The 18,614-nt window shown below is 70.4% G+C and carries 15 protein-coding genes; 9 read left to right on the top strand and 6 right to left on the bottom strand.

The genetic code is table 11. The annotated features are described in order from the left end of the window. Nucleotide 1: 1 nt before the first annotated feature. The 6 genes from AQJ27_RS01405 to rhaI form a co-directional block, all read right to left on the bottom strand. On the bottom strand, nt 2–649 hold the full coding sequence (locus AQJ27_RS01405) for a LutC/YkgG family protein (RefSeq protein WP_067360357.1): 648 nt from the start codon (nt 647–649) through the stop codon (nt 2–4). Further along, nucleotides 646–2,127 (bottom strand): LutB/LldF family L-lactate oxidation iron-sulfur protein, encoded by a 1,482-nt coding sequence (locus AQJ27_RS01400; RefSeq protein ID WP_235613417.1) that lies wholly within the window; start codon nt 2,125–2,127, stop codon nt 646–648. The genes AQJ27_RS01405 and AQJ27_RS01400 overlap by 4 nt, the downstream gene beginning before the upstream one ends. Beyond that, nucleotides 2,124–2,879, bottom strand: a complete 756-nt coding sequence (locus AQJ27_RS01395; RefSeq protein ID WP_067360355.1) for a (Fe-S)-binding protein — start codon at nt 2,877–2,879, stop codon at nt 2,124–2,126. The genes AQJ27_RS01400 and AQJ27_RS01395 overlap by 4 nt, the downstream gene beginning before the upstream one ends. Before the next feature lie 96 nt (nt 2,880–2,975). Continuing rightward, nucleotides 2,976–4,442: a rhamnulokinase gene (locus AQJ27_RS01390; protein WP_235613418.1), complete on the bottom strand. Its 1,467-nt coding sequence runs from the start codon at nt 4,440–4,442 to the stop codon at nt 2,976–2,978. Continuing rightward, the gene (locus AQJ27_RS01385) at nt 4,439–6,478 is read right to left on the bottom strand and encodes a bifunctional rhamnulose-1-phosphate aldolase/short-chain dehydrogenase (protein WP_067360351.1); all 2,040 of its coding nucleotides are present in this window, start codon (nt 6,476–6,478) and stop codon (nt 4,439–4,441) included. Before AQJ27_RS01385 ends, AQJ27_RS01390 begins: the two co-directional genes overlap by 4 nt. Before the next feature lie 135 nt (nt 6,479–6,613). Continuing rightward, nucleotides 6,614–7,774 (bottom strand): L-rhamnose isomerase, encoded by a 1,161-nt coding sequence (gene rhaI, locus AQJ27_RS01380; protein ID WP_067360349.1) that lies wholly within the window; start codon nt 7,772–7,774, stop codon nt 6,614–6,616. A 329-nt stretch (nt 7,775–8,103) separates the two neighbouring features. Between rhaI and AQJ27_RS01375 the strand changes: the two genes are divergently transcribed. The 9 genes from AQJ27_RS01375 to sigJ all read left to right on the top strand — a co-directional run bounded on the left by AQJ27_RS01375 (nt 8,104) and on the right by sigJ (nt 18,472). Next, complete coding sequence (locus tag AQJ27_RS01375) at nt 8,104–9,621, top strand: sugar ABC transporter ATP-binding protein (protein WP_067360348.1); 1,518 nt, start codon at nt 8,104–8,106, stop codon at nt 9,619–9,621. Between the two features lie 337 nt (nt 9,622–9,958). Then, on the top strand, nt 9,959–10,999 hold the full coding sequence (locus AQJ27_RS01365; RefSeq protein ID WP_067360344.1) for an ABC transporter permease: 1,041 nt from the start codon (nt 9,959–9,961) through the stop codon (nt 10,997–10,999). Next, entirely contained in the window at nt 10,992–11,972 is a 981-nt protein-coding gene (locus AQJ27_RS01360) for an ABC transporter permease (protein WP_067360342.1), read from the top strand. Before AQJ27_RS01365 ends, AQJ27_RS01360 begins: the two co-directional genes overlap by 8 nt. 100 nt (nt 11,973–12,072) lie before the next feature. Further along, nucleotides 12,073–13,158, top strand: coding sequence for a rhamnose ABC transporter substrate-binding protein (gene rhaS / locus AQJ27_RS01355; protein WP_067360340.1), 1,086 nt, complete (start codon nt 12,073–12,075; stop codon nt 13,156–13,158). A 17-nt stretch (nt 13,159–13,175) separates the two neighbouring features. Then, nucleotides 13,176–13,496, top strand: a complete 321-nt coding sequence (locus tag AQJ27_RS01350; protein WP_067360338.1) for an L-rhamnose mutarotase — start codon at nt 13,176–13,178, stop codon at nt 13,494–13,496. Between the two features lie 79 nt (nt 13,497–13,575). Then, nucleotides 13,576–15,000: a BNR repeat-containing protein gene (locus AQJ27_RS01345; protein WP_067360336.1), complete on the top strand. Its 1,425-nt coding sequence runs from the start codon at nt 13,576–13,578 to the stop codon at nt 14,998–15,000. A 76-nt stretch (nt 15,001–15,076) separates the two neighbouring features. Further along, nucleotides 15,077–16,102, top strand: a complete 1,026-nt coding sequence (locus AQJ27_RS01340) for a LacI family DNA-binding transcriptional regulator (protein WP_067360334.1) — start codon at nt 15,077–15,079, stop codon at nt 16,100–16,102. Nucleotides 16,103–16,236: 134 nt separating this feature from the next. Beyond that, the gene (locus AQJ27_RS01335) at nt 16,237–17,538 is read left to right on the top strand and encodes an alpha/beta fold hydrolase (protein ID WP_067360332.1); all 1,302 of its coding nucleotides are present in this window, start codon (nt 16,237–16,239) and stop codon (nt 17,536–17,538) included. 31 nt (nt 17,539–17,569) lie between these two features. Beyond that, a complete protein-coding gene (sigJ, locus tag AQJ27_RS01330; RefSeq protein WP_067360330.1) occupies nt 17,570–18,472 on the top strand; it encodes an RNA polymerase sigma factor SigJ in 903 nt (300 codons plus the stop codon). Nucleotides 18,473–18,614 lie beyond the last annotated feature (142 nt).

Here is an 18,614-nt window from a genome sequence, read left to right as displayed (position 1 = left end):
GTCACTCCCCGCTCACCAGCACCACTTCCAGGGTGCGCGGACCGTGCACCCCCTCGACCCGGTCGAGCTCGATGTCGCTGGTCGCCGACGGGCCGGAGATCCAGGTCAGCGGCCGGGTCGGATCCAGGCGCGCCAGGGCCTGGGGCACGGAGGAGACGACCTGGTCGGGGACGCGGACGACACAGATGTGGTGATCGGGGACCAGCGTGATGCGACGGCGTCCCTGGTCCGGGCCGCCGTCCAGGACGAGGGTGCCGGTCTCGGCGATCGCGAGCGCGCACGCGGTCACGACGCTGTCGACGCGGTCCAGCTCGCCCGAGGTGCCCTCGGCCCGGTCCGGGACGCGGGTCACCTCCGACGCCGCCAGCCACTGCGCGTCCAGGCCCGCCGGTAGGACCACCGACGTCGAACCGTGTCCGGCGAGCAGCCCGGCGATGGTGGGGGCCAGCTCGTCGGCCGCGCAGCGGTGCACCAGCGCCCGGTAGTCGGCGAGATTCTCGGCCAGCAGATCCACCGTCTGCTCGACGCTCCGCCCCCCGTGCTCGCGCAGGTACCCCCGCTCGATGGCCTGCTCGTACGGGGTGTCGTCCCGCGGCACGTCGGCGAGCGCGCGCCGTACCCGTCCCAGGATCAGATCCCTGCTGCTCACTTGTCCGTGTCCTTTCCGCCGTGCGTACGCTGCCACCAGTCACGGAACGGCTCCGCGGGCACCGTCGGGAGATCCCGGGTGTCGCTCCACGCCTTGCCCGGACCGGGCAGCGAGCGTGGATGGAAGCGGCGTGTCCGGGAGGCGAGCCGCTGGCCGGTGCGCAGCGCACCGGGGTGGCTGAACGCCCAGCGTGCCGCCCGCATCGCCGCCCGCTCGGCGGCGTGCCCCTTGGCGGGCTTGAGGACGACCTTGTTGCCCTCCCGGGTCACCGGTCCGCCCTCGGCGATCCGTTCGCGCAGGTGGACGAGGACCTCCGGGATGTCGATGGCGACCGGGCAGACCTCGTAGCAGGCGCCGCAGAGCGAGGAGGCGTACGGGAGCGAGGCGTCGATCTCGCTTGCGGTGCCCCGGAGTTGGGGGCTGAGGATCGCGCCGATCGGGCCGGGGTAGACCGAGCCGTAGGCGTGGCCGCCCGCGCGTTCGTACACCGGGCAGACGTTGAGACACGCCGAGCAGCGGATGCAGCGCAGGGCCTGGCGGCCGACCTCGTCGGCGAGCGTGTCGGTGCGGCCGTTGTCGATGAGGACCAGGTGGAAGGTCTGGGGGCCGTCCTCGTCGGTGATGCCCGTCCACATCGACGTGTACGGGTTCATACGCTCGGCGGTCGAGGAGCGGGGGAGGGTCTGGAGGAAGACCTCCAGGTCCTGCCAGGTCGGCACGATCTTCTCGATGCCGACGACCGAGATCAGCGTCTCGGGGAGGGTCAGGCACATCCGGCCGTTGCCCTCGGACTCCACGACCATCAGGGTGCCGGTCTCGGCGACCATGAAGTTGGCGCCGGAGATGCCGACCTTGGCGCGCAGGAACTTCTCGCGCAGGTGCAGCCGGGCGGCCTCGGCCAGTTCGGCGGGGGTGTCGGTGAGGCCTTCCGGCGCCGGGCGGCCCCACTCGCCCATCTCGCGCGCGAAGATGTCGCGGATCTCGCCTCGGTTGCGGTGGATGGCCGGGACGAGGATGTGGGAGGGCCGGTCCTTGCCCAACTGCACGATGAGCTCGGCGAGATCGGTCTCGTAGGCGTGGATGCCCTCGGCCTCCAGGGCTTCGTTGAGGCCGATCTCCTGCGTGGCCATCGACTTGACCTTGACGACCTCGCTCTCCCCGGTCATCTTCACCAGGTCGGTGACGATCCGGTTGGCCTCGTCGGCGTCGGCGGCCCAGTGCACGATGCCCCCGGCCGCGGTGACCGACTCCTCCAACTGCACGAGGTAGCGGTCGAGATGACGGAGCGTGTGGTCCTTGATCTGCTTGCCGGCCTCGCGCAGGGCGGCCCAGTCGTCGAGTTCGGCGACGGCGACCGCCCGTTTGGCGCGGATCGTGTGGGTGGCGTGGCGCAGATTGCCGCGCAGGGTCGGGTTGTTGACGGCCTCGTGCGCCGCCTTGGGAAACGCGGGCATACCGACGAACGTGCCACCGCTCATGCGCTCGGCTCCTCTTCCGTACTGGCCAGGATCTCCGCGATGTGCACGGGCCGCATCCGCGTCTCCAGCCGGGACATCGTGCCGCCGATGTGCATCAGACAGGAGTTGTCGGCGGCGCACAGCACCTCCGCGTTCGTCGACTCGGCGTTGTGCACCTTGTCGGCGCCCATCGCGGCCGAGACGTCGGGGTTCTTGACGGCGAACGTGCCGCCGAAGCCGCAGCACTCGTCCGCGCCCGGCAACTCGCGCAGTTCGAGCCCCTTGACGGCCTGGAGGAGCCGGCGCGGCCGGTCGCCGAGCCCGAGACTGCGCAGCCCGTGACAGGTGGGGTGGTAGGTGACGGTGTGCGGGTAGTACGCGCCGACGTCCGTCACGCCCAGCACATCCACCAGGAACTCGGTGAGCTCGTACGTCTTCGGCACGACCGGGGCGAGCGCGGCCGCGAGGGTGTCCCCGCGGCCCTCCGCCCGCGCCCGCTCACCCATGCGCGGATACAGCTCCCGCACCATCGCGCCGCACGACCCGGAGGGCGTCACGATCGCCTCGTACTCACCGAAGACATCGGAGAAATGCCGGGCCAGTGGCTCGGCCTCATGTCGGTACCCGGTGTTGTAGTGGGCCTGCCCGCAGCAGGTCTGCGCCATCGGGAAGTCGACCTCGACGCCCAGCCTGGTCAGCAGTTTCACCACGGCGCGGCCGGTGTCCGGATAGAGCGTGTCGTTGACACAGGTCAGGAACAGGGCGACACGCATCGCAGCTCCTTGGGATCGATCATCGGATGAGTGCAGGGTACGCGGAGGGCGAGCGGCAGGGGAGCCCCCTGCTCATGGACATGGGCGAGTCGCCGTTCACGGACGGGTGAGCCGGTCCTCCGCGGCGAGCCGGTCCTCCGCGGCGTGCCAGGCCGCCGCGTCGCCCCGGGGCTCGTACCGCCGCAACGGCTGCGTACGGGCGAGGAGTCGCCGCATCGACGTACGGTCGCCGACCAGACGGTGTGCGCGGGCCTGGACGAGGACGTTGCCGAGCGCGGCGGCCTCCGCCGGGCCGGCCACGACCGGCAGTCCGCAGGCGTCGGCCGTCAGTTGGCACAGGAGCTCGTTGCGGGTGCCGCCGCCGACGATGTGGACGACGTCGACCGGGTGGTCGGCGAGGGCCTCGGCCTCGCGGATCGCCCTGCGATGGGCGAGCGCGAGTGAGTCGAGAATGCAACGGGTGATCTCGGCGCGCGACTCGGGCACGGGCTGTCCCGACTTCCGGCAGGCGTCGGTGATCCGGTCCGGCATCCGGCCGGGGGCCAGGAAGGCGGCGTCGCCGGCGTCCACCACCGACCGCAGCGCGGGCACCTCCGCGGCGGCCCGCAGCAGCTCACCCAGATCGGGCTGCCCCCATTCCCGTACGCACTCCTGGAGCAGCCACAGCCCCATGATGTTCCGCAGATAGCGGACCGTGCCGTCCAGGCCCAGTTCATTGGTGAAGTTGGCCGCGCGGCTCGCCTCGGTGAGGACCGGCCGCTCCAGCTCCAGGCCCGCGAGGGACCAGGTGCCGGTGCAGATGTACGCGAACCGCTCGCCCGCCGCCGGGACGGCGGCGACCGCGGACGCGGTGTCGTGCGAGCCGACGGTCGTCACCGGGACCGGGCCCCTGAGCCCGGTCTCCTCCAGGACCCGCGGGAGCAGCAGACCGGCCGGGTCGCCCGGCTGCCGCAGCGGCGCGAACAGCTCGAGGTCGATGCCGAGCCGGTCCGCGAGGTCGTGGGACCAGTCACGGGTGCGCGGGTCGATCAGCTGGGTGGTCGAGGCGTTGGTGATCTCCGTGCCCGCCTCGCCCGTGAGCCAGTACGACAGCAGGTCGGGAATGAGCAACAGCCGCTCGGCGGCGGCGAGTTGCGCCGTCGAGCGGGCCGCCGTGAGCTGGTACAGGGTGTTGAAGGGCGCATACTGGAGCCCGGTCGCCGCGTACAGCTCGGCGGCGGGCACGGTGGCCCACACCTTCTCCGCGACCCCCTCGGTGCGGGCGTCGCGGTAGTGCACCGGGTTGCCGAGCAGCGCGCCGTCGGCATCCAGCAGCCCGTAGTCCACGGCCCAGCTGTCGATACCGACGGAGTCGACCTGCCCGGCCGCCCGCAGTCCGTCGAGCACCCCCGCGTACAGCGAGAGGATGTCCCACCGCAGCCCCTCGGGGACCCGCACCGGCCGGTTCGGGAAGCGGTGCGCCTCCGTCAGCTCCAGCGCCTCGGGGCCGACGCGGCCGACCATGACACGCCCGCTGGACGCGCCGAGGTCGACCGCGGCGAAGCTCTTCACGTGCTCGCTCATCGCAGGAAGGCCGCCGCGACACCCGCGTCGACCGGGACGTGCAGACCGGTGGTGTGGGTCAGGTCCCCACCCGTCAGGGCGAACACGGCGTTCGCCACGTGCTCGGGCAGCACCTCGCGCTTGAGGATGGTCCGCTGGGCGTAGAACTCGCCGAGCTTCTCCTCCTCGATGCCGTACGTCGCCGCGCGCTGCGCGCCCCAGCCGCCCGCGAAGATGCCCGAGCCGCGCACGACCCCGTCGGGGTTGATGCCGTTCACCCGGATGCCGTGCTCGCCCAACTCGGCCGCAAGAAGCCGTACTTGATGCGCCTGGTCGGCCTTGGTGGCGGAGTAGGCGATGTTGTTCGGACCGGCGAAGACCGAGTTCTTGGACGCGATGTAGACGATGTCCCCGCCCAGCTTCTGCTGGATCATCACCCGCGCCGCCTCCCTCGACACGAGGAAGGAGCCACGGGCCATGATGTCGTGCTGGAGGTCCCAGTCCTTCGCGGTGGTCTCGAGCAGCGGCTTGGAGATGGAGATACCGGCGTTGTTCACCACCAGGTCGACGCCGCCGAAGGCGAGCACCGCCGCCTTGAAGGCTTCGGCGATCTGCTCCTCGGAGGTCACGTCGACGGTGACGGCGACGGCCTTGTCGGGGCCGCCCAGCGAGGAGGCGACCTCGGCGGCGTTCTCCGCGTCGAGATCGGCGATCACCACGCACGCGCCCTCGGCGACGAGCCGCTCGGCGATCGCCTTGCCGATCCCGCTGCCCGCCCCCGTCACCAGCGCAACCCGGGTGGCGAGCGGCTTCGGCTTCGGCATCCGCCGGAGCTTGGCCTCCTCCAGCGCCCAGTACTCGATGCGGAACTTCTCCGACTCCTCGATCGGCGCGTACGCCGAGACCGCCTCGGCGCCCCGCATCACGTTGATCGCGTTGACGTAGAACTCCCCGGCCACGCGCGCGGTCTGCTTGTCCTTGCCGAAGGAGAACATGCCGACACCGGGGATCAGCACGATCGCCGGGTCCGCGCCGCGCATCGCGGGGGAGTCGGCGTCGGCGTGCCGCTGGTAGTAGGCCGCGTACTCCTCGCGGTACTCGCCGTGCAGCTCCGTCAGCCGCGCGATCGCCGCGTCCAGTTCCACGGTGGGCGGGAGATCGAGGACGAGCGGCCGGACCTTGGTCCGCAGGAAGTGGTCGGGGCAGGAGGTGCCGAGCGCGGCGAGGCGCGGGTGCTCGGCGCGCGCGAGGAAGTCGAGGACGACGTCGGAGTCGGTGAAGTGGCCGACCTGCGGCCTGTCCTGCGAGGCGAGGGCCCGGACGTACGGCGCCAGTGCCGCGGCCCGCTCCCGGCGCCGGGACGCCTCCAGGGCCGCGTACCCCTCGAGGACGGGCCCGAAGGGTTCCGCCTTGCCGCGCTCGACGAGGAAGGCCTCGGCGGTGCGGATGATGTGCAGCGAGTTACGCTCGCACTCCTGAGCCGTGTCGCCCCACGCCGTGATGCCGTGCCCGCCCAGGACGCAGCCGATCGCCCGCGGGTTGGCCTCCTTGACCGCCGCGATGTCCAGGCCCAGCTGGAAGCCGGGCCGGCGCCACGGCACCCACACCACACTGTCGCCGAAACACTCGGCGGTCAGCTTCTCGCCGTCCGCCGCACAGGCCAGCGCGATCCCGGAGTCGGGGTGCAGATGGTCGACGTGGGCCGCGTCCACCAGCCCGTGCATCGCCGTGTCGATGGACGGGGCCGCACCGCCCTTGCCGTGCAGGCAGTAGTCGAACGCGGCGACCATCTCGTCCTCGCGCTCCACCCCCGGGTAGACCTCCGTCATCGCCCGCAGCCGGTCAAGCCGCAGCACGGCGAGCCCCGACCCGGTCAGGGTGCCGAGATCCCCACCCGACCCCTTCACCCACATCAACTCGACATCACCGCCGGTCACAGGGTCGGTGTCGGTGCCCTTCGCGGAGGTGTTGCCGCCCGCGTAATTGGTGTTACGAGGATCAGCACCGAGCCGGTGCGACCGGGCCAACAGAGCGGCGGCTTCGGGATGGGATGCCATGTTCCTGGTCCTTAGAGAAAAGAAAGAGACGTACCTGCGGTGAAGCGCCCCGAAGGGGCGCGGGGAACTGCGCGATCAGCCACATACGGCCCGCAGCCTGCGACAAGCCGAACCAGGCAGACGAGACTCAGCCGCTCACGCCCCCCACCCCGCCTGCTGCCCACCCACCCGCTCCGCCGCGATCTTCTCCCCCCACCCGGATCGGCGGTACGCCGAGACGGGATCCGCATCCAGCCCCAGCTCCTCGCGCACCTCACCCAGCAACGGCCGCACATCGGTGTTGTACGCGTCCATGATCACCGCGTTGGCCGCGAGCACATCCCCGGTACGCTGCGCGTCGGCCAGCGCCGCGCCGTCCACGAGCAGCGCCTTCGCCGTCGCCTCCTGCACGTTCATCACGGAACGAATGATCGCCGGGATCTTCGCCTCGATGTTGTGGCACTGGTCGAGCATGAAGGCGACGTCCGGTGTGAAGCCACCGCCGCGGATCACCTCGTACATGATCCGGAACAGCTGGAAGGGATCGGCCGCACCGACCATCAGGTCGTCGTCGGCGTAGAACCGGGAGTTGAAGTCGAACGCGCCGAGCTTCCCCTCGCGCAGCAGCGTCGCGACGATGAACTCGATGTTGGTGCCGGGCGCGTGGTGCCCGGTGTCGACGACGACCTGCGCCTTGGGACCGAGCTTGAGGCAGTGCGCGTACGCCGTGCCCCAGTCCGGGACGTCCGTCATGTAGAAGGCGGGCTCGAAGAACTTGTACTCCAGCAGCATCCGCTGGTCGTCCCCGAGTCGCTCGTAGACCTGGGCCAGGCCCTCGGCCAGCCGGTCCTGGCGCTCACGGATGTCGTCCTGACCGGGGTAGTTCGTGCCGTCGGCGAACCAGAGCTTCAGGTCCTTCGAACCCGTCGCGTCCATGATGTCCACGCACTCGAGCAGGTGATCGAGGGCCTTCCGGCGGACGGCGGCGTCCGGGTGACAGATGGAGCCGAGCCTGTAGTCGTCGTCCTGGAAGGTGTTGGAGTTGATCGCGCCCAGCTTCAGGCCGCGCTCCTGCGCGTGCTTCGCCAGCGCCCCATAATCGTCGACCTTGTCCCAGGGGATGTGCAGCGCGACGGTCGGCGCGGCCCCCGTGAAGGCGTGCACCTGGGCGGCGTCGTCCAGTTTCTCGCGCGGATCGCGCGGGACTCCGGGCTGCGCGAACACCTTGAAGCGGGTTCCCGAGTTCCCGTACGCCCACGAGGGCGTCTCTACTGCCTGGGTCTTGAGGGCGGTCTTCACCGCGGCAAGCTCGGTCACTTCGGGGCTCCTGTGACTTCGGGTGTGGCTTCGGTTTCGAACGACTTGTGGAGTCGGGTCCGAACTGCACTTCTGCCTGATCGGAACAGCTCTTCCGCCTGAAACGATCTGAAACGATTCAGAACGCCGAAGCTATGAGCCGTCCGAAGGCGTGTCAAGCCCCTGGATGAAGACCGCCCTCCGTGACTCGGTTGTGACCATCGGCTATCGAAAATTTCGACCCGAACCCATTGACGTGACCTGGGCAACCTGCCTAACGTCCCGGCAACCTAGTTGAAACCTTTCACGACGTCGTGAGGCCTCGCCGCCCGCGTCGTTGAGGAGCTCACATGACCCACCGGTCCGACGCGGGTCCGGCCCCCGTACTGGCGCTGGAGGACATTTCCAAGTCCTTCGGCGCGGTACGCGCCCTGCGGGACGTGTCCCTGGAACTGTTCCCCGGCGAGGTGCACGCTCTCGCCGGTGAGAACGGCGCGGGCAAGTCGACCCTCATCAAGACGCTCGCCGGCGTGCACCGACCGGACGCCGGTCGGGTGCTGCTGGACGGTGAGCCCACCGTCTTCCACGGTCCCGCCGACGCCCGCGACGCGGGCATCGCGGTGATCTATCAGGAGCCCACCCTCTTCCCCGACCTGTCGATCGCGGAGAACATCTTCATGGGCCGCCAGCCCCGGCGCGCATTCGGCCGCATCGACCACAAGGCGACCCGCGAGGCGACCGCCGCGCTGATGAAGCGACTAGGTGTCGAACTCGACCCCGACCGCCCGGCGCGCGGACTGTCCATCGCCGACCAGCAGATCGTCGAGATCGCCAAGGCGCTCTCCTTCGACGCCCGCGTCCTGATCATGGACGAGCCGACCGCCGCCCTGACCGGCAGCGAGGTGGCCCGCCTCTTCGGTGTCGTGCGCACCCTGCGCGAGCAGGGCTCGGCGGTGCTGTTCATCTCGCACCGCCTGGAGGAGATCTTCCAGATCTGCCGGCGGGTCACGACCCTGCGCGACGGCGCCCTGATCTCCAGCGAGCCCCTCGACGGCATGACCGAGGACGACCTCGTACGCCGGATGGTCGGCCGCGACCTCGACGAGCTCTACCCCAAGCAGGACGTCGAGGCCGGCGAAGTCGCCCTGAGCGTGCGCCGGCTGACCCGCGAGGGCGTGTTCACCGACGTCTCCTTCGACGTGCGGCACGGCGAGATCGTCGGGCTCGCCGGACTCGTCGGCGCCGGGCGTACGGAGGTCGCCCGGGCCGTCTTCGGCGTCGACCGCTGGGACGCCGGAGAGGTCGAGGTCGACGGGAAGTCGCTGACGAACGGGGCGCCCTCCACGGCCATGGCCGCGGGGCTCGCCCTCGTCCCCGAGGACCGGCGCGCCCAGGGCCTGGTGATGGACATGTCCATCGAGCGCAACATCGGGCTCACCGGGCTGCGTACGACCGTGAAGGCGGGGCTGGTGGACCGCGGCGCCGAACGCAGCCGCTCCCTCGACTGGGCGGTCAGGCTCCAGGTGAAGTACGCCCGGATCGCCGACACGGTCAACACGCTCTCGGGCGGCAACCAGCAGAAGGTCGTCCTCGCCAAGTGGCTCGCCACCGGCCCCAAGGTGCTGATCGTCGACGAGCCCACCCGGGGCATCGACGTGGGCACGAAGGCCGAAGTGCACCGGCTGCTCTCCGAGTTGGCCGCCGACGGGGTGGCCGTCCTGATGATCTCCTCCGACCTGCCCGAGATCCTCGGCATGGCCGACCGGGTGCTGGTGATGCACGAGGGCCGGCTCACCGCCGAGATACCCCGCTCCGAAGCCACCGAGGAGACCGTGATGGCCGCCGCGACGGGGAGGGTTGCCGCGTGACAGCCGCCAGGCGTGCCACCCTCGACGCAGCACCGGCAGCACCGGCAGCACCGGCAGCACCGGCAGCACCGGCAGCACCGGCAGCACCGGCAGCACCGGCAGCACCGGCAGCACCGGCAGCACCGGCAGCACCGGCAGCACCGGCAGCACCGGCAGCCCCGGCAGTGGCCGGTGCGGGTGGTCGGTTCGCGCCCGAGAACGTTGAGCGGGCCGCCGGTGGGGAGTTCGGAGCCGCCGGTTCGGCCGCCCGCGCCACACCCCCCTCCCCCCAGGGGTCCGTTCCCCTCACTTCGACGGTCGTCCGCCAGACCCCGAACATCCCCCGGAGGGCCGCCGTATGACGGTGACCGCACCCAACCCCGCGCCCGCCGCCGAGGTGCCCAAGTCGAGTGGCACCCGGCTGGTGGACCGTGTCTTCAAGATGCGTGAACTCGCCATCCTGGTCGTCTTCCTGGTGATGATCGCCATCACCCAGATGGGCAACAGCGAGTTCCTGTCCGAACAGGGCATCAAGGACCTGCTGTTGAACGCGACGATCCTGGTGCTGGTCGCCACCGGTCAGTCGCTGGTCGTGATCACCCGGAACGTCGACCTGTCGGTCGGCTCCACCCTCGGCATCAGCGCCTTCGCCGCCGGCACCTATCTGCACGGCGGCGGGAACCCCGTCGTCGCGGTCTTCCTGGCCGTCCTGCTCGGCATCGGCTGCGGACTGGTCAACGGGCTGCTGGTCAGCCTCGGCCAGGTGCCCGCGCTGGTCGTCACCCTCGGCACGCTCTACATCATCCGCGGCGTCGACTCCATCTGGGTCGGCTCCCGCCAGATCACCGCGGCCGACCTCCCCGGCGGCTTCGTCGACTTCGGCTCCGGCGGCATCTCCGCGGTCCCGTACCTCGCCCTGATCGCGCTGGCGGTCCTGCTGGTCACCGCGTACTACCTCAAGCACTTCGGCAGCGGCCGCGAGCTGTACGCGCTGGGCTCCAACCCGGAGGCCGCCCGGCTCGCCGGCATCCCCGTCCGCAAGCGGATCCTCACCGCGTACGTCGTGTGCGGCGGCCTCGCCGGACTCGCGGGCGCCCTGTACCTCGCCCGGTTCGGCAACGTCGACTCCGGCACCGGCACCGGCTACGAACTCACCGTCGTCAGCGCGGTGGTGGTCGGCGGCGTCGTCTTCACCGGCGGCTCCGGCAGCGTCTACGGCGCCGCGCTCGGCGCGCTGCTGCTGACCTCCATCAACAGTGTGCTGCCCGCCCTCGGCGTCAGCTCCGTCTGGGTGCTCGCCATCAACGGCATCCTGCTCATCCTCGCCATCGCGGTCGACCGGATCGTCGCGCTGCGCGTGGCCTCCGCACTGAAGAAGAGGAACGCCCGCCATGGCTGACTCGTCCCTCGCGCGCGCCGTCCGCTGGGACACGGTCGTCGGCGCCCTCCTCATCGTCCTGCTGCTGTTCTCCTTCGGCTTCGTCGACGGCTTCGGCAACGCCCTCAACCTGTCGTTCCTGATCGGCAACACACTGCCCATCGCGCTGATCGCGCTGCCGATGACCCTGCTCGTGGTGGCCGGGGAGATCGACCTCTCGGTCGCCTCCACGGCGGGACTGTCCGGCTCGGTGATGGGCGCCCTGTGGAACCAGGGCATGACCATCGAGACGATCATCCCGCTGTGTCTGCTCCTGGGAGTGGTGTGCGGGCTGGTCAACGGTCTGCTGGTGACCCGGCTCGGACTGCCGTCCCTCGCCGTCACCATCGGCACGCTCGCCGCCTATCGGGGCATCGCGCAGATCGTGCTCGGCTCGGACGCGGTGACCGACTTCCCCACCCAGTACCAGGACTTCGCGTCCGGGCGCATCGGGAACACCTTCATCCCGCAGGCGTTCCTGCCCTTCCTCGTACTCCTCGCGATCGCCGTGGTCGTCCTGCACGCCACCCCGTTCGGGCGCTCGGCCTTCGCGGTCGGCGCCAACGAGGAGGCCGCCCGGTTCGCCGGCATCCGCGTCAAGCGGCAGAAGCTGATCCTCTTCGTCGCCACCGGCTTCATGGCCTCCCTCACCGGCATCTTCTGGGCCCTGCACTACGCCAGCGCCCGATACGACAACGCCAACGGCCTCGAACTCTCCGTCGTCGCCGCCGTCCTGCTCGGCGGCATCGACTTCGACGGCGGCAAGGGCACGTTGGGAGGTGCGATCGCGGGTGTCTTCCTGCTCGGGGCGCTGCAGAACGTGATGAGTCTGCTGAATGTTTCCGCGCAGTCGCAGATCGTCGTCACCGGTGTTCTGCTCGTCGTCTCTGTGCTTGGCCCTCGGGTTGCTCAGCAAGTCGCTGTGGCAAGGGCCGCGGCTCGCTCCACTGGATAGGTCGTTCTGCGTCTGCGGGACCCGATGTCGCTGGTCGCGCAGTTTCCCGCGCCCCTGAAGGGGCGCTCCCGCTCACCCTCGTATCAAAGGACCCCATGCCATGCGCAAGTCATCCCTCCGTCGTGCCTGCGCGGCCCTCGCCGCCGTCACGTCTCTCACCCTCGCCGCGACTGCCTGCGGCGGCACCACCAAGAAGGACGTCAAGGACGAGAACACCGGCTCGGCCGTCACCGGCGGCAAGGCGGACCCGAACGCCGCCCTCAAGAAGGGCCTCACGGTCGGCTTCCTGCCCAAGGCGGTCAACAACCCCTACTTCACCTCGGCGGACAAGGGCGGCGAGAAGGCGCTGACAGAGCTGGGCTCCAAGTACAAGGAGGTCGGCCCCAACAGCGCCACCGACACCTCCGGCCAGGTGAGTTACGTCAACACGCTCACCCAGCAGCAGGTCAACGCGATGGCCGTCTCCGCGCAGGACCCGGGCGCCCTGTGCACCGCGCTCAAGCAGGCCATGAGCAACAAGATCAAGGTCGTCACCTACGACTCCGACACCAACCCCGAGTGCCGCAACGCCTTCGTCTCGCAGGCCAGCGCCGAGGACCTGGGCCGCACCGAGGTCCAGCTGCTCGCCGAGCAGATCGGCTACAAGGGCGAGATAGCGATCCTGTCCGCCGCGCAGACCGCGACGAACCAGAACACCTGGATCGACTTCATGAAGGACGAGCTGAAGGACCCCAAGTACAAGGACGTCAAGCTGGTCAAGGTCGCCTACGGCAACGACGACGCCCAGCAGTCCTTCCAGCAGACCCAGGGTCTCCTCCAGGAGCACCCGAACCTCAAGGGGATCATCTCCCCGACCACGGTCGGGATCAAGGCCGCGGCCCAGTACCTGTCCGGATCCAAGTACAAGGGCAAGGTCAAGCTGACCGGCCTCGGCACCCCCAACGACCTGCGCAAGTACGTCAAGAACGGCACCGTCGACGCCTTCGAGCTGTGGAACCCGGCGAAGCTCGGCGAACTCGCCGCGCGTACGGCCGTGGCGCTCGCCTCGGGGCAGATCACCGGCGCCGAGGGCGAGACCTTCAAGGCCGGTGACATGGGCTCGTTCACCATCGGCAAGGGCGGCGTGATCAACCTGGGCAAGCCGACCGTCTTCGACGCCAAGAACATCGATCAGTTCAACTTCTAGGATCCGGTGGTCCCTTGATGCAGCGTGTGTGCTTTCTGCTGAAGGTCCGTGCGGACCGCCTCGACGCGTACCGCGAGCGGCACGCCGCCGTGTGGCCCGAGATGCTCGACGCGCTCTCGGCCACCGGTTGGCACAACTACTCGCTCTTCCTGCGCGAGGACGGCCTCCTGGTCGGCTACTTGGAGACCGAGGACTTCGCGGCCGCGCAGGCCGGCATGGAAGCCACCGACATCAATGCCCGTTGGCAGGCGGAGATGGCGCCGTTCTTCGAATCGCTGGACGGCGCCAGACCCGACGAGGCCATGAAGCCCCTCACCGAGGTCTTCCACCTCGCCTGACACCTTCCTGGCACCCCCGACACCCGCCGCCCCCGTCACCCGCCGACACCCGCGCGAAGCCCTACCCAGGAGTCCGGACATGAAGAGACGCACCCTGCTGGCCACCGCCCTGCTGACCGGTGTGGCAGGCCCCGGAATCGGCGCCGGTACGGCGCGCGCGGCCGACCCCGGCCCCTCGGTCTCCCTCACCGGCAGCACCCAACTCGACGCCCAGGCCCTGTTCTTCGTGTCGTACGACGGCCTGGTCAACAACAACTCGTTCCAGAAGAACGGTCTGTTGACCCACAAGGGCTACCAGTACGCCGTCTGGTACACCACCGACCGCAGCGCGGTCGTCGCCCGCCGGGCGCTCGGCGCGTCCGGTTGGTCGACGGTCACCCTCGCCCATCGGCTCAAGAGCTCCGACTCGCACAACGTGATCTCCATGGGCGTGTCGAGGACCGACGGCCGGCTGCACCTCAACCTGGACTCCCACAGCGACGGCTTCTTCTACGTCAAGTCGGTGGCCGGGCTGCTCGACAACCCCGCCTCCACCGCCTGGACCTCCGCCGTCTTCGGAGCCGTACAGACCTCGCTGGACGGCCTCGTGCTCACCACGCAGTTCACCTACCCCCAGTTCGTCTCCACTCCCGACGGCAAGCTCCAGCTGAGCTACCGGGTGGGCATCTCCGGAAACGGGCGCAACGCCCTCGCGGAGTACGACGGCTCGTCCTGGACCGCGCTCGGGGAGTGGTCCGGCTCGACCGGCACCTACACCAGCGAGCACGGCTCCAGCACCGCCCGCAACATGTACCTGCACGGCATCGACTACGACGTCAACGGGCGCCTGCACTCCTTCTTCACCTGGCGCGAGCAGAACAGCGCCGTGATGTGCAACAGCGGCGGCATCACCAACCACGACACCGGGTACGTCTACTCGACCGACCGCGGACGCACCTGGCGCAACGACGCGGGCACCCTCGTCGGCACCACGGGCGGTTCCGACACGGTGGGTGTCACCGACGCCGGACTCGTCGTCGACGCGCTCAACCCCGACCACTCCCTGATGAACCAGGAGAGCCAGGCCACCGACTCCACCGGCCTGCCGCACGCGATCATCAGCTATGTGCCCGGACGCTTCGGCCAGTGCACCACGAACTACGTCACCGACCGGACGAACAACGGCCGCGCCTTCCACCTCCGCAAGAACGCCTCGGGCGGCTGGACCAAGACCGAGATCCCGATCGCCCTCGGCTCGAGCCAGCGCACGAAGCTCATCCTGGACACGTACGACAACGCCTACGCGATCATGCCCTTCGGCCGGATCGCGGGCGCCTCGAAGTCCTCCGGGTACACGGACTGGAAGCTCCTGTACGACGGCAGCGCTCTCGACGCCTTCGGTGAGGTGGTGATCGACGAGACGCGCGTCTCACAGGACGGGACGCTGTCGGTCATGTACCAGGAGAAGTCCAGCGGGACCACGCCCTCGGCGCTCCACGTCGTCGACTTCCGGCTGCCCGCATGACCAGCACAGTCGGCGGACTCGCGGGTAATGTGAAGGCCCGCCCGCCGCTTCTCGTCCCCCTGGAGGTTCCTGCCTGATGGCACAGTCGGTGGGTATCAAGGACGTCGCCCGCGCCGCCGGAGTCTCCGTGGGCACGGTCTCGAACGTCATCAACCGCCCGGACAGCGTCGCCTCCGAGACCCGGGCCCGTGTCCAGTCGGCGATAGACCGGCTCGGCTATGTCCGCAGCGAGTCCGCGCGCCAGCTGCGGGCCGGACGCAGCCGGATCATGGGCCTGCTCGTCCTCGACATGGGCAACCCCTTCTTCGTGGACGTGGCCCGTGGCGCCGAGCGTGCCGCGCGGGACGCCGGGCTCGGCGTGATGGTCTGCAACAGCGCGCAGAGCGCCAGCGAGGAGGCCGACTACCTGTCGCTCTTCGCCGAGCAGCGGGTGCGCGGCGTGCTGCTGACGCCCGCCGACGCGACCGGGCGCAACATAGCGACGTTCCGCCGCAACGGCATCCCCTTCGTGCTGGTCGACCGGGTCGCCGAGGGCACCACCGAGTGCTCGGTCTCGGTCGACGACGTGGCGGGCGGCGCGCTGGCCGTACGGCATCTGGTCGACGCGGGCCATCGATCCATCGCGTACGTCAGTGGGCCGCCCGGCCTCAACCAGGTCAGGGACCGCCGCGTGGGCGCCCTGAACGCGCTGGCCGAGGCGGGCCTGGCGCCCACCGCGATGCGCGAGCTGCCCACTCAGCGCCTGGACGTGGCCGCGGGCCGCGACGCGGGCGCCCGGCTGCTGGGCCTCGCCGAGCGCCCGACCGCCGTCTTCTGCGCCAACGACCTGCTCGCACTCGGCGTCCTGCAGGCCATGTACGCGGCGGGCGTCGGAGTCCCCGACGACCTCGCGATCGTCGGCTACGACGACATCGAGTTCGCCGCCGCCGCGGCCGTCCCGCTCACCTCCGTACGGCAGCCCGCCATGACCATGGGTGCCCTCGCCGCCGAACTGCTGCTGGAGGAGACGGAGGCCGAGACGGCGCCCACACCGCACGAACACCGGCGCGTGGTGCTCCAGCCGGAGCTGGTCGTGCGCCGCTCCAGCCTGTCGGCGCGCTGACGGACGGCACGGTCCGCGCGCGTGTCCTGCTGAGCGACCATTCAGTACGACTTTCTTGATCCCCGGTCTCGGCCGGGCGGGGATCATGTGCTCAACTGGGACGCAGCCTGGATCCATACGTCTCGGGAGCCCCGTTGACCGTCAGCTACCGCCAGCCCGGTGTCGTCCTCACCGACCACCGTTTCACCGTGCCCCTCGACCACGACGACCCGGCGGGGGAGAGCATCGAACTGTTCGCCCGCGAGGTCGTCGCGAGCGACAAGGCGCACCAGGACCTCCCCTGGATGGTCTATCTCCAAGGCGGCCCCGGCTTCGGCGCCAACCGCTTCGTCGGCAAGCAGGCCTGGCTCGGCCGCGCGCTGAAGGAGTTCCGGGTGCTGCTGCTCGACCAGCGCGGCACCGGCCACTCCACGCCCGCCAATCGCCAGACGCTCCCGCTGCGCGGCGGCCCCGGCGCGCAGGCCGACTACCTCGCGCGCTTCCGCGCCGACTCCATCGTCCGCGACTGCGAGGCCATCCGCCCCCGGCTCACCGGCGGCGACCCCTGGACCGTACTCGGCCAGAGCTTCGGCGGCTTCTGCATCGTGCACTACCTCTCGACCGCCCCCGAAGGTCTGCGCGCGGCCCTCATCACCGGCGGCCTGCCCTCCCTCGACGCGCACGCGGACGACGTCTACCGGGCCGCGTACCCCCGTATCGAACGCAAGGTCGCGGCACACTACGCGCGTTACCCCCAGGACATCGAGCGCGCCCGGCAGATCGCCGACCACCTCCTCCGCCACGAGACCGTCCTGAGCAACGGCTACCGCCTGACCGTCGAGGCCTTCCAGTCCCTCGGCATCCTCCTCGGCGGTGGCGAGGGCAGCCACCGTCTGCACTACCTCCTGGAGGAGGCCTTCGTCCGCACCCCGCAGGGCCCGGCCCTCTCCGACGCCTTCCAGGAGGAGGTACAGGGCCTCCTCTCGTACGCCGGCCACCCCCTGTACGCGCTCGTCCACGAGGCCTGCTACGCCCAGGACGACCGGCCGACCGCCTGGTCCGCGGAGCGGGTGCGCGCCGAGTTCCCCCAGTTCGACGCGGCGAAGGCCCTCGCGGACGACGGGCCGCTGCTGTTCACCGGCGAGTCCGTGCACCCCTGGGTGTTCGACACCGACCCCGCGCTGCGTCCCCTCCGCGAGACTGCCGAGGAACTCGCCGCGCGCACCGACTGGCGGCCGCTGTACGACCCCGCCCGCCTCGCCGCCAACGAGGTGCCGGTGGCCGCGGCCGTCTACCACGACGACATGTACGTCGACCCGGAGCACTCCCTGCGCACGGCCCGCGCCATCGGTGGTCTGCGGACCTGGGTGACCGACGAGTTCGAGCACGACGGTGTACGGGCCGGGGGGTCGCGCGTCCTGGACCGGTTGCTGGCGCTGTCGCGCGACGAGGTCTGAGCGGGCGCCGTTCGGGGGAGAAGGCAACGCGATGGACGACGACGAACTCCTCGAACACCTCGCGGATCGGTTCCAGGAACACCGCGGTCGCCTGAGGGCGGTGGCGTACCGGATGCTCGGCTCGCTGAGTGAGGCGGACGACGCGGTCCAGGAGGTGTGGCTGAAGCTCGGCCGCACGGACGTCGGCGAGATCAGGAACCTCGCGGGCTGGCTGACCACGGTGGTCGGCCGGGTCTGTCTGGACCTGCTGCGTTCGCGTGCCGCGCGCCGCGAGGAGCCGCTGGACACCTATGTCCCCGACCCGCTGGTCAGCCCCCTGGAGCGGATCGACCCCGAGCAGGAGGTGCTGCTCGCCGACTCGGTGGGGCTTGCCCTGCTGGTGGTCCTGGAGACGCTGGAACCCGCCGAGCGCCTCGCGTTCGTCCTGCATGACATGTTCGCGGTGCCCTTCGACGACATCGCGCCCGTCGTGGGCCGCTCGTCGGCCGCGACGCGGCAGCTGGCGAGCCGGGCGCGGCGGCGGGTACGGGGCGCTGCCGCGCCGGAGCCCGAGCTCGATCCCGCCCGGCAGAAACTGGTCCTCGACGCCTTCCTCGCGGCCTCGCGCGCCGGGGACTTCGAGGCGCTGGTGTCCGTCCTCCATCCCGATGTCGTGCTCCGCGTCGACTCCGGTGTGCTCGTCGGCGGGGCGGCGGCGTCCAAGGTGGTCCACGGCGCGACCGGCGTCGCCCAGCAGGCGCTCATGTTCCGCCAGTTCGCGGAGTTCTCCCGGCTCGTGCTGGTCAATGGGGCGATCGGCGTCGTCACGGCCCCCGAAGGCCGCCCCCTGTCCGTCATGGCCGTCACCATCACCGACGGCCGCGTCATCGAGATGTACATCCTCGCCGACCCCGCCCGCCTGTCCGACTTGGCCCTCCCCGACCTGGCGGGCTGACCCCCGGTTCCTCGCCCCCGCCGCCCCTACCCGTCCCATCCCTGGGGGCTCCGCCCCCAGACCTCCGGTGTGTTCTTCGGCTGCGGGTGGGTGGGGGCTGGGCGCGCAGTTCCCCGCGCCCCCAAAAGCCTTCAGCCCGTCC

It is taken from the genome of Streptomyces olivochromogenes (assembly GCF_001514115.1).
Taxonomy (GTDB): domain Bacteria; phylum Actinomycetota; class Actinomycetes; order Streptomycetales; family Streptomycetaceae; genus Streptomyces; species Streptomyces olivochromogenes.
The sequence above is the reverse complement of the archived record's forward strand: the minus strand, read 5'-3'. Positions and strand labels throughout refer to the sequence as shown.